This is a genomic window from Pseudomonas sp. Sample_23, assembly GCF_004307595.1.
GTDB lineage: Bacteria > Pseudomonadota > Gammaproteobacteria > Pseudomonadales > Pseudomonadaceae > Aquipseudomonas > Aquipseudomonas atacamensis.
Window position 1 is genome coordinate 15,509 of sequence record NZ_RCNX01000093.1, and the last position, 14,306, is coordinate 29,814.

Consider the following 14,306-nt stretch of genomic DNA (forward strand, 5'->3'; position numbering starts at 1 on the left):
GTCGAGCTGCCTAGAATATCTGGTCGCGGCTTCGGTGTCCGGCTACAGTAAGGTCTTTGTCCTCCAAGGCTTTGTGCATGACTTTCCTGCGCCCTACCCTGCTGACGCTCGCTTGCCTGCTCGCCTCACCAGGCTTTGCCGACGATCTGCCGTCACTCGGCGACGCCAGCTCTGCCATTGTCTCGCCGCAACAGGAATACCAGCTCGGCCGTGCCTGGCTGGCCATGCTGCGCAGTCAGGTTTCCCAGCTCAACGATCCGCAGCTCAAGGATTACGTCGAATCCAGCGTGTACAAGCTGGTGGAGACCAGCCAGGTCTCCGACCGCCGCCTGGAATTCATCCTGATCAACAGCCCGCAACTCAACGCCTTCGCAGCGCCGGGCGGCGTGGTCGGGGTCAACGGCGGCCTGTTCCTCAACGCCCAGACCGAAGGTGAATACGCCTCGGTGCTCGCTCACGAACTGGCGCACTTGTCGCAACGTCACTTCGCTCGCGGCGTCGAAGCCTCACAAAGAATGCAGGTGCCGATGATGGCCGCGTTGCTGGCAGGTATCGTCATCGCGGCGGCAGGCGGCGGTGACGCCGGCATCGCCACCATCGCCGGCACCCAGGCTGCGGCGTTACAGGAACAACGGCGCTTCTCGCGGCAGAACGAACAGGAAGCGGACCGCATCGGCATCCTCAACCTGGAAAAGGCCGGTTACGACCCGCGTTCGATGCCAACCATGTTCGAGCGCCTGATGCGCCAGTACCGTTTTGACGCCAAACCGCCGGAATTCCTCCTGACTCACCCGGTCACCGAATCGCGTATCGCCGACACTCGCAACCGCGCCGAGCAGGCGAAACCGGGCGGCATCGAAGACAGCATGCGCTACCAGTTGATCCGCGCGCGGGTGCAGTTGATCTACGAAGAAACCCCGGGGCTGGGCGCCAAGCGTTTCCGCGCCCTGCTCGATGAAAACCCGAAAAATGATGTCGCGCGATACGGCCTCGCCATCGCGCAAATCAAGGGTGGCCAGCTCAACGAAGCGCGAGAGAACCTCAAGCAATTGTTGGCCAAGTCGCCGAACGAGATCATCTACAACCTCGCGCAGGTCGATCTGGACATCACCAACAATCGTCTGCCTGATGCGCAGTCACGGGTCGACCGCATGCTTACGCAGTTCCCGGGCAACTACCCGCTGAATCAGGTGCGCGTCGATCTGCTGTTGAAACAGAATCGCGCTGCCGATGCCGAGAAGGCACTCGACAGCCTGCTCAAGTCACGCTCGGATGATCCGGACGTCTGGTATCAGGTTGCTGAAACCCGCGGCTTGTCGGGCAACATCATCGGCCTGCATCAGGCGCGCGCCGAGTATTTTGCACTGGTCGGCGATTACCGCCAGGCCATTCAGCAGCTGGACTTCGCCAAGCGCAAGGCGGGCAACAACTTCCCGCTGTCCTCGCGCATCGATGCCCGCCAGCGCGAGTTGATGGAGCAGGAGCGCATGGTCAAGGACATGATGGGCTGAGTCTTTCCCGACAAAGACAAAAGCTGCAGACACAAAAAAACCGCCTCTTTCCGAGGCGGTTTCTTTTTACCTGCCTGCTGGCTTATTCAGCCAGTTTGAAGGTGATGAAGCTGGCACGGCCCTGACGCAGCACGCGCATCGACACCGAACGGTTCTTCGGCAACGCCTTGGCGATGTCGGTGAACTCCTTGGCCGAGCCGATGGCTTGATTGTTCAGGTGGGTGATCACGTCACCCGGTTGCAGACCGATCAGGGCCGCAGGACCGTCCTGCACTTCCTTGATCACCACACCACCTTTGAGGTCGTAGGTTTTCTTCTGCTCGTCGGTCAATTCACCGACCGCAACACCGAGGCGGTTGCTGCTGCTTTCAGCGCCGGATTTCGGCAGACCTGCCAGCTCCTTGTCCTCGTCCGGGATTGCGCCGACGGTCAGCTCGACGTTCTTGCGCTTGCCTTCACGAATCACTTCCAGATTGGCTTTGGCGCCAGCCTTCAGCGCGCCGACCAGATGCGGCAGATCGGCGGACATGACGATCGGCTGACCGTTCATGCTCAGGATCACGTCGCCAACCTGCAGGCCGCCCTTGGCCGCAGGGCCGTCATCCTGGATCTGCGCTACCAGCGCGCCAGCTGGCTTGTCCAGACCGAACGACTCGGCCAGATCCTTGTTCACTTCCTGAATGACCACGCCCAGCCAGCCGCGGCTGACTTTGCCACCGCTTTTGAGCTGATTGGAAACATCCATCGCCACGTCGATCGGAATGGCGAAAGACACGCCCATGAAGCCACCGGAGCGGGTGTAGATCTGCGAGTTGATGCCGACCACTTCACCGTTCAGGTTGAACAGCGGGCCACCGGAGTTGCCCGGGTTGATCGGCACGTCGGTCTGAATGAACGGCACATAGTTTTCGTTTGGCAGGCTACGACCGACGGCGCTGACGATGCCTTGGGTCACGGTGTGGTCAAAGCCGAATGGCGAACCGATCGCGACGACCCACTGGCCGGCCTTCAGGTCCTGGGACTTGCCGAGCTTGAGCACCGGCAGATCCTTGCCTTCGATTTTCAGCAACGCCACGTCAGAGCGTGGATCGGTGCCGACCAGCTTGGCTTTCATCTCACTGCGGTCAGCCAGACGGACGAGGATTTCGTCAGCATCGGCGATCACGTGGTTGTTGGTGAGGATGTAGCCATCCGGCGAAATGATGAAACCCGAACCCAGCGATTGCGCTTCACGCTGGCGGCCATCGCCACGTGGCGAGCGCTGCTGAGGCGGCATGCCGCGCTCGAAGAATTCGCGCAGCATCGGTGGCAGGCCTTCCAGATCCGGCATCTGCTGGTTGACCCGACGGTCCGGCAGTTTCTGCGTGGTACTGATGTTCACCACCGCTGGCGACGCTTGTTCGACCAACTGGGTGAAATCAGGCAGATCGGCCGCTTGCGCAGCAGGCACCGCCTGACCGAGCAACAGCACGGTGGCGAGGATGGAAAGATAAGACTTCAAACTTGGTATCGACATACAGCTCCCGTTACGACGAGCAGGGTTAAGCGATATGGAGCAAAGGAACACCGGAAACCACAGACCGGCATTTTTGTTCCGGGAACAACAAACAAGGCCAGAGCCGTGAGGCTCTGACCTATAAAAAATTTTCAGGGGTTTTGCAAATGAAAATGCTCAGCAAACATTTCGACGTCTCGACGACGAAGTGGAAATGACTGAAATCAGCTCACTGCTTGCTGGTCGCAGCGCCATCGTTGTTACGCATCGATAGAGCGATTCGTTCGGCGGTGCCAATCGGGATTTCGCCGACCACCGTGACCATCATTTCGCCTTGCGGCGTGGTCAGGCGCCGGGATACCGCGACGGTCGGGCCCAACTGAGTGCGGGTGTCAGTGGCCGTTGCGCCATTCAACGGTTCAAGGAACACCGAGAAACGCGCCAGACCATCGTCATACATCAAGCTGCTGACTTGGGTCTTGGTTTGCGCATCCTTATGCGAACTGCTGCTGGTCAGCTCAAAGCCTGGCGGGAGCCAGTCCGAACGCCAGTTTTGCACGGTTTTAGCTGCAGAAGCCTTGTCGCTTGCGATATTGATCGGCTTACAATCCGGGTCCGCCAACAAGTCCTTGTCCGACGGGATTTCATCCGTGTCGAGGCTGGTGAACTGGAAACGCTCGAGCAACTGCCCTTTGTCGTTCAACAGTAACGACTTGAGCGGCAGCCCGGTTTTCTTGTCCAGATGCAGCTCGAAGCCGTAACGGTGCTGATCACGAGGGGTCAGCGACACGATCACTGCATCACGACCGGCCACGCGCGACTTGCCAATGACGGCAAGGTCATACCAATTCTTCAGCTTTTTGGGATCCAGCGCACGGGCGGCAGCGTTGGGTGAATCACCCAATCCCGCAATCAGGGTGCCGCTGACGCATTGAGTACGTCCATCAATGCGCACGACTTCCTGAGCCGAACCGTCGAGCTGTAATAACCGCTCGCGGACCTGGCCATTCTGGACACGATGCCAGATGTTGTGCGTGGAAAAACTGCCGTTGCGCTCGTAAACGAAAGTGCCGTGGAAGCTCTGCTGCTGCTCGGCCTGGCCCAGACGGGTCAACCAGTCCTGGGCCTCGTCAGCGTGGGCTGGAACGATGAACCAGCCACTGAGCAGAAGCGAAAGTAGAGGGATGGCGCGCATGATCCTCCTTAACGGTTTTCCAGGCTTGCGGCACGTGCGTATGGCAGCGCGCTTTCAGTTCCTTTGAGTGCAGCCTGCTGAGCGTGCTGACGCAGGTAGCCTGGCAGACGCTGATCATGCCAGCCTGGCTGGCCTTGCAGAACGCCGTTAGCCATAGGACCAGTCGCTTCCGAGCTCTCGCTGTAACCAGCCAGAACTGCCGGACCTTTGACCTGTGGAGTGGCCAGAGTAGGCTGGTTCGACTGCTGGGCCAGTTCAACACCGGCGATTTCGTCCTGGTTGTACAGGCGAACACCGGCCAGAACGGCCACGGTTACCGAAGCGGCAACAGCGAGGCGACCCAGGTTACGCCATGGGCTGCGGGATACTTTGGCCGGAGCCGTTTCGTCTTCCAGCGCAGCGGACACTGCCGCAGCGATATCCAGACGCGGAAGCAGCAGATCCTTGTGCATGGCTGCCCGAGCGATCTGGTAACGAGCCCAGGTCTCACGGGTATCAACATCATCCAGTGCGCTGAGCACTCGACGCAATTCCAGTTCGTCCGCTTCGTTATCCATCACTGCGGACAGCGATTCCTGCAGGGCTTCACGACTCATGGCGTTCCTCTCTTGGCTGTCGCCGCTGTCTCAGTTTTCCTGCAACAACGGTTGCAGGGCTTTGTCGATGGCCTCCCGAGCGCGGAAAATCCGGGAGCGCACGGTACCCACCGGACACTGCATGACGCTCGCAATGTCCTCGTAACTCAGACCATCGAATTCACGTAAAGTTAAAGCCGTACGCAAATCCTCTGGCAGTTGCTGGATGGTCCGATGGACAGTGCCTTCGATCTCATCCCGCAGCAATGCACGTTCTGGTGATTCGAGATCCTTGAGGCCGTGATCGCCATCGTAGAACTCTGCATCCTCCGAACTTACATCGCTATCCGGCGGCCGACGGCCGCGGGAAACCAGGTAGTTCTTTGCCGTGTTAATGGCAATACGGTACAGCCACGTATAAAACGCACTGTCACCGCGGAAATTTCCAAGTGCCCGATACGCCTTGATAAAGGCTTCCTGAGCAACGTCCTGGGCTTCATGGGTGTCGTGCACAAAACGCACGATCAACCCGAGAATTTTGTGCTGATATTTCAGCACCAGCAGATCGAAAGCTCGCTTGTCGCCACGCTGTACGCGTTCGACCAGCTGCTGATCCTCTTCCTGGGTTAGCATGAACACTCCTCGATAAGCCCGGAGGAGACTTGCATTACTAAACGACCAGACTTGCAAACATAGACTCGGGCTTTTCGCAAAAGTTCTCCCCCTCCAAGCAAGTTTCCTGCGGGCTCTGATTTGGCACGCACGAAAAACGCAGCGCGGGATAAACCGGCTGCGCGAATAATCTTGTTATCGGTTTCGCCGGCAGGAATCCAAACGCAGATTCCGCACTGAAGCCGACACTGTCCCTGGTTTCTGGCACCGTCTATTGATCTTGGGCCTTTGGCAAAAGTTCCAATTATTTATAGCCGTACCCACCTGACATTGCGCAACCCTGCTCGGAAAAGACTGTTTCAGCGCCGATACAGGTGTCATTTTTCAAAACCGATGAAAAAAACTTCCGACGAAGCACAGCGCTTTTTACTGCGCAGTAGTCTCACAATGCCATCTGGGCCCGGCTATTGTGCCGCCCAACCCCTCTATATACTAGTGGGCTGTGTGGCTGTCTTGACTCGCCGATCCAGCTGTCTTGCGCCAACCCCGACCCGGGTCGCTTTGAGCGGAATCCTGAAATGAGCCAACAGTTCCAACACGATGTTCTGGTGATTGGCAGCGGTGCTGCCGGTTTAACTCTCGCTTTGACCTTGCCCGGTCATCTGCGCATTGCCGTATTGAGCAAAGGCGATCTCGCCAACGGTTCGACCTTCTGGGCCCAAGGCGGCGTCGCTGCGGTGCTCGACGATACCGACACTGTCGAATCCCATGTCGACGACACCCTAAATGCGGGCGGCGGCTTGTGCCATGAAGACGCCGTACGCTTCACCGTCGAGCACAGCCGCGAAGCCATTCAATGGCTGATTGACCAGGGCGTGCCGTTCACCCGCGACGAACAGTCCGGCACTGAAGACGGTGGTTTCGAATTTCACCTGACCCGCGAAGGTGGCCACAGCCATCGACGGATTATCCATGCTGCCGACGCCACCGGCGCTGCGATCTTCAAGACCTTGCTGGCCCAGGCCAAAGAGCGCGATAACATCGAATTGCTGGAACAGCGCGTCGCCGTCGATTTGATCACCGAACGCCGCTTGGGCATGGAAGGCGATCGTTGCCTGGGCGCTTACGTGCTGAACCGCGCCACCGGCGAAGTCGACACCTACGGCGCACGCTTCGTGATTCTGGCTTCAGGCGGCGCAGCCAAGGTCTACCTTTATACCAGCAACCCCGACGGCGCCTGCGGTGACGGCATCGCCATGGCTTGGCGCTCCGGCTGCCGCGTAGCCAATCTGGAATTCAACCAGTTCCACCCGACCTGCCTGTATCACCCGCAAGCCAAGAGTTTCCTGATCACTGAAGCGTTGCGTGGCGAAGGCGCGCATTTGAAGCTGCCCAACGGCGAGCGCTTCATGTATCGCTTCGATAAACGTGCCGAGCTGGCGCCTCGTGACATTGTCGCGCGGGCCATCGACCATGAAATGAAGCGTCTGGGTGTCGACTGCGTATATCTCGACATCAGCCACAAGCCTGAATCGTTCGTCAAAAGCCACTTCCCGACTGTTTATGAGCGCTGCCTGGGCTTCGGCATCGACATCACCAAACAACCGATCCCGGTGGTCCCCGCCGCGCACTACACCTGTGGCGGGGTGATGGTCGATCAGCACGGTCGCACCGATGTACCCGGCCTCTACGCCATCGGCGAAACCAGCTTCACCGGCCTGCACGGCGCCAATCGCATGGCCAGCAACTCACTTCTGGAATGCTTCGTTTATGCCCGTTCGGCAGCGGCGGACATTCTTGCGCAACTCGATGACGTCGCGGCACCAAGCGCCCTGCCCGTCTGGGACGCCAGTCAGGTGACCGACTCGGATGAAGACGTGATCATCGCGCACAACTGGGACGAATTGCGCCGATTCATGTGGGACTACGTCGGCATCGTGCGCACCAACAAACGCCTGCAACGGGCGCAGCACCGGGTGCGTCTGCTGCTGGATGAGATCGATGAGTTTTACAGCAACTATAAAGTCAGCCGTGACCTGATCGAGTTGCGCAACCTGGCACAGGTTGCCGAATTGATGATCAGCTCAGCCATGGAACGCAAGGAAAGTCGCGGGCTGCATTACACCCTCGACTATCCGGATATGCTGCCCGAAGCGCTCGACACTATTCTGGTGCCGCCCACCTACGCCGGCTGAACTTGAGCCGCACTCGCAGGCGTCGGTGCAGATCCGCCGCTTGCGAGTCACGTGGCACGCAGATTGACCTGACCCGCCACTCTCCGCGCAGGCGAAAGCGCAGCACTACGATCAATGGCAGCGCCAGACTGTCCGGTCGTAACTGCGCAGCCTGCCAGCCATCAGCCTGATTCCACACCTGCCAGCCATCGCCGTCGCGCCGCAACCCGCAAAATGCTTTCGGATGACTCAGCAGAATCTGCCGTGGCAGCATCCAAAAACCGTGCAGCGCACAGGCGCAAGCGCCGAGCAGACTGGCCCAGAGCGGAATCGACAGCAGACACAGCGAACCCATGGCGAACGCCTGGGCCAACCGATACGCCGCCAGCAACTGCCGTGAGGCATGCCAGCGGCATTCGAACGTATTACTTGGGCTGGACACGATCCAGAATCATCCGGACCATGCGTTGCAGCTCGGGATCTTCCGACTCGCTGCGCTCCATGAACCAGCCGAACATGTCCTGATCCTCACAGGTCAGCAAACGCACGTACAGATCGCGATCCACTTGATTCAACGTCGCGTAAACCTCCTGCACGAACGGCACCAGCAGCACGTCAAGCTCAAGCATGCCGCGACGGCTGTGCCAAAAGAGGCGATTCAGTTCAACTTGTTCGACCATGGAGCCCTCCTCGAATTTGCCGGGCAGTATACAGCCCCGGCGCGGGCCGCACAGTCGGCTTTGGTCGGGCACCCGTGATCCTTTATCAACTACCCATTTCAACCCTGCCCCCTTATGATGTGCCCCAGTCTATTTACCCTGCGATGACCCATGGCCGATTCTGCTTTTTTCTGCACCCTGTCTCATGAAGGCGTACTCGCGGTTCGCGGTGCGGACGCCGGAAAATTCCTGCAAGGCCAGTTGACCTGCAATATCAATTACCTGAGCGACACCCGCGCCAGCCTCGGCGCCCGCTGCACGCAGAAAGGCCGGATGCAGTCGAGCTTCCGCATCCTGCTTGAGGGCGACGGCGTGGTGATGGCGATGGCCAGCGAGCTGCTCGAGCCGCAACTGGCCGACCTGAAAAAGTACGCAGTGTTCTCCAAATCGAAACTGACCGATGAAAGCGCCGCCTGGGTGCGCTTCGGTCTGGCACATGGCGATGCAGCCCTGACCAGCCTCGGTCTGGCATTGCGCGCCGAAACCGACAGCGTTGTGCGCCATGAAGGCCTGATCGCAATTCGCGTTTCGCCCGAGCGCGCCGAACTCTGGGTGCCTGCCGCTCAGGCGCCAAACATTCAAAGCCAACTGTCCGCCACGCTGGCTGAGGGCGAACTGAATCAATGGCTGCTGGGCCAGATCCGCGCCGGTATCGGTCAGGTCATGCCTTCCACTCGCGAACTGTTCATCCCGCAGATGCTCAATCTGCAGGCGGTCGGCGGGGTGAGCTTCAAGAAAGGTTGCTACACCGGCCAGGAAATCGTTGCGCGCATGCAGTACCTGGGCAAGCTCAAGCGGCGCCTGTACCGCCTGCACCTCGACGCAGCCGAGTTGCCGGAGCCCGGCACTCAGTTGTTCGCGCCCAGCCACAACAGCTCGATCGGCGAAGTGGTGCTGGCGGCCAATGCCGAGGGAAACATTGAACTCCTGGCCGTGTTGCAGGCCGAAGCTGCCGAAGCCGGTGATTTGCGTCTGGGCGCCCTCGAAGGCCCCGCGTTGCACGTGCTCGACCTGCCTTACGAACTGGATCGCGACCGCGAAATCCAGCGTTGATCGCAGCATTGTTGCAACACCCTAGAGAGTCCAAATGAGCGAACTGGCGGAAAAGGTCCAACAGGATTTGGTTGCGGCCATCGATAACGATGACCTGGTTCTGCCAACTTTGCCGGAAGTGGCCCTGCAGATTCGCAAGGCCGCCGAGGATCCGGAAATCAGCGTCAGCGATCTGAGCAAAGTCATCGGCCGCGACACTGCGCTGTCGGCGCGCCTGATCAAAGTGGTCAACAGTCCGCTGCTGCGCGCGGCGCAGGAAGTCACCGACCTGCACACCGCCATCACCCGTTTGGGCATCAACTACAGCAGCAACCTGGCGATCGGTCTGGTGATGGAGCAGATCTTCAATGCCCGCTCCGAGGTGGTCGAACAGAAGATGCGCGAAGTCTGGCGCAGCAGTCTGGAAATCGCTGGCGTCAGCTATGCGCTGTGTCGTCGTCACACTCAGCTCAAACCCGATCAGGCGGCACTCGGCGGGCTGGTGCATCAGATTGGTGTGTTGCCGATCCTGACTTACGCCGAAGACCACAATGAACTGCTCTCGGATGCGGTCAGCCTGACCCATGTGATCGAGCAGATTCACCCATTGCTCGGCGAGAAATTGCTGCGGGTGTGGGAGTTTCCCGAGCGCCTGGTGCATTTGCCGTTGCTGTATCAAGACTTCAGCCGCGACTCGACGCGCATCGATTACGTCGATGTCGTGCAGGTAGCCAATCTGTATTGCCGCAAGGACACCGACCATCCGTTTGCGCGGATTGACCCGTTTAGCGTGCCGGCGTTCAGAAAGCTGGGGATTGACCCGGAGAACAAGCAGTTCTGCGCGGATCTGGAAGAATCGCGGTCGATGTTCTACTGACCTGTGGTGAGGGGATTTATCCCCGTTGGGTTGCGAAGCGACCCTAGACTCTGCGATCCGAACCGCGACTGCTGCGCAGCCGAGCGGGGATAAATCCCCTCGCCACAAAAAAACCTTGCCACAAAAGTATTACCCGGCAATAAAACTGACCCGCACCTTCAACCCTGCCTGCTCGCCATCATGCAAGGTGATCTGCGCCAGATGCGCGCGACAGATCTCGCCGACAATCGCCAAGCCCAGACCTGAACCGGCAACCTGCTGATTGCGCCGATAAAACCGTTCGAACACCCGATCACGCTCGTGCAGCGGGATGCCCGGCCCGTCGTCCTCGACCTCAAGCACCGCCGGGGCCGTGACCCGCAGAATCACATTGCCGCCCGATGGCGTATGCGCCAGCGCGTTGTCGACGAGATTGCTCAGCAGCTCATTGAGCAGCGTCGGCTCACCGCGCAGCCACACCGGTTCATCCGCTTCAAGCGCCAGCGCCACGCCGCGCTTGTGCGCCAAAGGCGCCATGGCCATGCCCAGCTCTCGGGCCAACTGACTCAGATCGAGCAACTGCGCGCCGCCCTCGGCAATCGCCCGCGCACCGTTTTCGACGCGGGCCAGCGATAGCAGCTGATTGGCCAGATGGGTCAAGCGATCGGTGCTTTGCGCGGACGATTCAAGGGTGGTGCGCCAAGTCTCCGGCTCGTTCGAGCGCAGGCCCAGTTCCAGGCGTGCCTTGAGTGCGGCCAGCGGCGTACGCAACTCGTGAGCGGCATCGGCGATGAACTGCGCCTGCCGCTCGAACTGGCCGCGCAGACGCTCGGTGAAATGATTGAGCGCGCGGACCAAGGGTCCCAATTCATGCTGCACTTCCACCAGCGGCAGCGGCCGCAAATCGTCGGGCTGGCGTTCCTCAACAGCGGTTCTTAACCGCTCCAGCGGGCGCAGCGCCGCACTCACCGCGAACCACACCAGCAGCAATGCACCGACAGCCAGCATGCCCAAGCGCAACAAGGTGTCAGCCGCCAGACTGCGCGCCATGCTGACCCGCGCTTCGTCGGTTTCAGCCACGCGGATTTCCGCCATGCCGTTCATGTTCGGCTCGCTTACGGCCTTGAGCAGACTGACCACACGCACGTTCTGGCCGTTGTACTTCGCGTTGTAAAAGCGCGCGAGCGCCGGATAGCTGTCGGTACGCGGCGTGCCGGGCGGTGGCCCGGGAAGATTTTCGTAGCCGGAAATCAGCTTCTGGTGAATGTCGTTGACCTGGTAGTAAATGCGCCCGGCGCTGTCGTAGGCGAAGGTATCCAGCGCCACGTAAGGCACGTCGGCGCTGAGGCTGCCATCGCGCTGCGACAACCCGGCAGCGATGGTGCGTGCCGAGGCCAGCAGCGTGCGGTCATACGCGGTGTCGGCGGCTTCGCGACCGTTCCAGTAAGCGCTCAAACCACTGGCGAGCATCAGCACCACCAGCAACCATCCAAGGTTCCACAGCAACCGCCAGCGCAGGCTGCTGGGCTTATGCATCGCGGCTTTCCAGCAGATAGCCGAGGCCACGGAAGGTGACAATGGCCACGGGCTGGCCATCGAGCTTCTTGCGCAAGCGGTGCACGTAGATTTCGATGGCGTCGGGGCTGGCTTCTTCGTCGAGGCCGAACACCTGCGCGGCCAGTTGTTCCTTGCTCATCACTCGCCCCGGCCGCGCGATCAACGCTTCCAGGACGGCCTGCTCGCGGGAGGTGAGGGTCAGCAGTTCGTCGCCGAGGGTGAAGCGCCGCGTATCGAGGTCGTAAGCCAGCACGCCACAGCGCTGCTGACGCTCGCCGCCCAGCACACTGCGGCGCAGCAAGGCTTTGACCCGCGCTTCCAGTTCCGTCAGTTCGAACGGCTTGGCCAGGTAGTCGTCAGCACCGAGATTGAGGCCATGCACGCGATCCTTGACGTCACTGCGCGCGGTCAGCATTAACACCGGCAGGTTCTTGCCGCGAGCACGCAGCCGCGCCAGCACCTCGAAACCGTCCATGCGCGGCAGGCCGACATCGAGGATCGCCACGGCGTATTCCTCACTGCCCAGCGCCAGGTCGGCAGCTACGCCATCGTGCAACACATCCACCGTCAGACCGGTGCTCTTGAGCGCCTGAGCCACGCTTTCGGCCAGTTGCAAATGGTCTTCGACGAGCAGGACACGCATGGATTTGTACCTCGTTCAGGGTTGGCCGACGCCGCGCTTTGCCGCGGAGTTTACAGCCGCAACCGCCGCTGTGAAGCCCGAAAACCGTGAAAGACAACTGAAAGGTTGTTGAAAGGTTAGCCGGTTAGAGTCGGCCCACGGACAGTTTCGACTGTCGCCGCTGCCGCCACACAGCGCAACGAAAAACGCCATGAAGCGTTTTCGACTCATAAGAACAATAACGGAGTACCCCAGCATGCCCTCCATGCGCACCAAGGCTGTAATGCCTGCTCGCCTTGCTCGATTCCACCGTTGCACCGTCGGCTTCTCGCCGCAGTCCTGTTTCCCCTCCGTTGTTTCAGTCGTTGCGCTCGCGCCGCGAGAGAACTGCGCCTGCCGCTAGGTTTTCGCGTTGCCCTTTGGTCATTCGGTCCATCCATAACAACAACTCCTCTGGAGACTCAAATGAACGTATCACTGCGTAAAGTTGCTCTCGCCGCTGGCGCGATGCTGTTTGCCGGCCAACTCATGGCCGAGCCGAAACGTCCCGAATGCATCGCCCCCGCCTCCCCCGGCGGTGGTTTCGACCTGACCTGCAAACTGGTGCAGAGCGCACTGGTCAACCAGAAGCTGTTGAGCAAACCGATGCGCGTGACCTACATGCCCGGCGGTGTCGGCGCGGTGGCATACAACGCAGTAGTGGCGCAACGTCCGGCGGATGCCGGAACGCTGGTGGCGTGGTCGAGCGGTTCGCTGTTGAACCTGGCCCAGGGCAAGTTCGGCCGCTTCGATGAAACCAACGTACGCTGGCTCGCGGCCGTCGGCACCAGCTACGGCGCCATCGCAGTGAAAAGCGATTCGCCCTACAAGACCCTCGACGATCTCGTTCAGGCGTTGAAGAAAGATCCAGGCTCGGTGGTTATCGGCTCCGGCGGCACCGTCGGCAGCCAGGACTGGATGCAGACCGCACTGATCGCCAAGGCTGCCGGGATCAACCCGCGCGAACTGCGTTACGTGGCACTCGAAGGCGGCGGTGAAATCGCCACGGCCCTGCTCGGCGGCCACATCCAGGTCGGCAGTACCGACATCTCCGACTCCATGCCGCACATCCAGAGCGGTGACATGCGTCTGCTCGCAGTGTTCGCCGAAAAGCGTCTCGACGAGCCGGAAATGAAGGACATCCCGACCGCTCGTGAGCAAGGCTACGACATCGTCTGGCCGGTGGTGCGCGGCTTCTACCTCGGGCCAAAAGTCAGCGACGAAGACTACGCCTGGTGGAAAGACGCGTTCGACAAACTGCTGGCTTCCGACGAGTTCGCCAAGCTGCGCGATCAGCGCGAGCTGTTCCCGTTCGCCATGACCGGCCCGGAACTGGACACCTATGTGAAGAAGCAGGTCGCCGACTACAAAGTGCTGGCCAAAGAGTTCGGCCTGATCCAGTGATCGTCTCTGTCTAGTGGCTGCGTCTCCTACGCGGGGACGCAGCACAGGAGCTCCCATGCTTATTCAACGCATTTTCGCCTCGGTGTTGCTGCTGGTGTGTGCCGGCCTGGCACTGATGGCGTGGCCGTACCAAGCGGCTTTTTCCTATGAACCGGTCGGCCCGCGCGCCTTTCCGCTGCTGATGCTCGGCCTGATGGGGCTGGCGCTGCTGTACATGGTGTTTCGCCCGGCGCCGATCAAACACAACCCGGATGAGCCGCCGCTGGATCGCGAAACCCTGACCAAGATCGGTCTGTGCGTGGTGTTGCTGCTGGTGTTTGCCGGCACCTTCGAACCCCTTGGCTTCATCATGGCCAGCATCATTACCGGCGTACCGATGGCCCGTCTCTATGGCGGCCGCTGGCTGCCGAGCGTGGTGATCATCAGCCTGATGGCGGTTGGTCTCTATCTGCTGTTCGATCGCTTGATGGATGTTCCGCTGCCCCTCGGCCTGCTCAGCGTCCTGGAGAACTGAT

14 protein-coding genes are annotated in these 14,306 nt (G+C 60.3%); 6 read left to right on the forward strand and 8 right to left on the reverse strand.

Translation table 11 applies throughout. From position 1 onward, the window contains the following. Window positions 1-77 precede the first annotated feature (77 nt). A complete protein-coding gene (locus tag D8U82_RS25110) occupies window positions 78-1,511 on the forward strand; it encodes a M48 family metalloprotease (protein WP_130903193.1) in 1,434 nt (477 codons plus the stop codon). Between the two features lie 82 nt (window positions 1,512-1,593). Here D8U82_RS25110 and D8U82_RS25115 read toward each other — a convergent pair whose 3' ends face one another. The 4 genes from D8U82_RS25115 to rpoE form a co-directional block, all read right to left on the reverse strand. Then, on the reverse strand, window positions 1,594-3,027 hold the full coding sequence (locus tag D8U82_RS25115; RefSeq protein WP_125925297.1) for a DegQ family serine endoprotease: 1,434 nt from the start codon (window positions 3,025-3,027) through the stop codon (window positions 1,594-1,596). Between the two features lie 208 nt (window positions 3,028-3,235). After that, window positions 3,236-4,201, reverse strand: coding sequence for a MucB/RseB C-terminal domain-containing protein (locus D8U82_RS25120; protein ID WP_130903194.1), 966 nt, complete (start codon window positions 4,199-4,201; stop codon window positions 3,236-3,238). Window positions 4,202-4,209: 8 nt separating this feature from the next. Beyond that, window positions 4,210-4,797 carry an RseA family anti-sigma factor gene (locus tag D8U82_RS25125; protein ID WP_008077804.1) on the reverse strand — a complete coding sequence of 196 codons (588 nt, stop codon included), beginning with the start codon at window positions 4,795-4,797 and terminating at the stop codon, window positions 4,210-4,212. A 30-nt stretch (window positions 4,798-4,827) separates the two neighbouring features. Next, the gene (gene rpoE, locus D8U82_RS25130) at window positions 4,828-5,409 is read right to left on the reverse strand and encodes an RNA polymerase sigma factor RpoE (protein WP_003172477.1); all 582 of its coding nucleotides are present in this window, start codon (window positions 5,407-5,409) and stop codon (window positions 4,828-4,830) included. Between the two features lie 557 nt (window positions 5,410-5,966). Here rpoE and nadB point away from each other — a divergent pair. Then, window positions 5,967-7,583 carry an L-aspartate oxidase gene (gene nadB, locus D8U82_RS25135; protein WP_125925295.1) on the forward strand — a complete coding sequence of 539 codons (1,617 nt, stop codon included), beginning with the start codon at window positions 5,967-5,969 and terminating at the stop codon, window positions 7,581-7,583. On the opposite strand, the gene D8U82_RS25140 is transcribed toward nadB, so the two are convergent. Both D8U82_RS25140 and D8U82_RS25145 read right to left on the reverse strand, forming a co-directional pair. Continuing rightward, window positions 7,552-8,004 (reverse strand): protein YgfX, encoded by a 453-nt coding sequence (locus D8U82_RS25140; RefSeq protein WP_130903195.1) that lies wholly within the window; start codon window positions 8,002-8,004, stop codon window positions 7,552-7,554. The two genes, nadB and D8U82_RS25140, sit on opposite strands and share 32 nt — an antisense overlap. After that, complete coding sequence (locus D8U82_RS25145) at window positions 7,988-8,242, reverse strand: succinate dehydrogenase assembly factor 2 (RefSeq protein ID WP_007911418.1); 255 nt, start codon at window positions 8,240-8,242, stop codon at window positions 7,988-7,990. The genes D8U82_RS25140 and D8U82_RS25145 overlap by 17 nt, the downstream gene beginning before the upstream one ends. A gap of 150 nt (window positions 8,243-8,392) precedes the next feature. Between D8U82_RS25145 and D8U82_RS25150 the strand changes: the two genes are divergently transcribed. Both D8U82_RS25150 and D8U82_RS25155 read left to right on the forward strand, forming a co-directional pair. Beyond that, window positions 8,393-9,334, forward strand: coding sequence for a folate-binding protein YgfZ (locus tag D8U82_RS25150; protein ID WP_125925293.1), 942 nt, complete (start codon window positions 8,393-8,395; stop codon window positions 9,332-9,334). Window positions 9,335-9,368: 34 nt separating this feature from the next. After that, window positions 9,369-10,190: an HDOD domain-containing protein gene (locus D8U82_RS25155; protein ID WP_016770675.1), complete on the forward strand. Its 822-nt coding sequence runs from the start codon at window positions 9,369-9,371 to the stop codon at window positions 10,188-10,190. A gap of 129 nt (window positions 10,191-10,319) precedes the next feature. Here D8U82_RS25155 and D8U82_RS25160 read toward each other — a convergent pair whose 3' ends face one another. Next, window positions 10,320-11,705 carry a sensor histidine kinase gene (locus D8U82_RS25160; protein ID WP_024011993.1) on the reverse strand — a complete coding sequence of 462 codons (1,386 nt, stop codon included), beginning with the start codon at window positions 11,703-11,705 and terminating at the stop codon, window positions 10,320-10,322. Continuing rightward, entirely contained in the window at window positions 11,698-12,369 is a 672-nt protein-coding gene (locus D8U82_RS25165) for a response regulator (protein WP_024011992.1), read from the reverse strand. The genes D8U82_RS25160 and D8U82_RS25165 overlap by 8 nt, the downstream gene beginning before the upstream one ends. A gap of 444 nt (window positions 12,370-12,813) precedes the next feature. Here D8U82_RS25165 and D8U82_RS25170 point away from each other — a divergent pair, with 444 nt between their 5' ends. Continuing rightward, the gene (locus D8U82_RS25170; RefSeq protein WP_130903196.1) at window positions 12,814-13,791 is read left to right on the forward strand and encodes a tripartite tricarboxylate transporter substrate binding protein; all 978 of its coding nucleotides are present in this window, start codon (window positions 12,814-12,816) and stop codon (window positions 13,789-13,791) included. Window positions 13,792-13,846: 55 nt separating this feature from the next. Beyond that, complete coding sequence (locus tag D8U82_RS25175) at window positions 13,847-14,305, forward strand: tripartite tricarboxylate transporter TctB family protein (RefSeq protein ID WP_130903197.1); 459 nt, start codon at window positions 13,847-13,849, stop codon at window positions 14,303-14,305. The last annotated feature ends 1 nt before the right edge of the window (window position 14,306 follow it).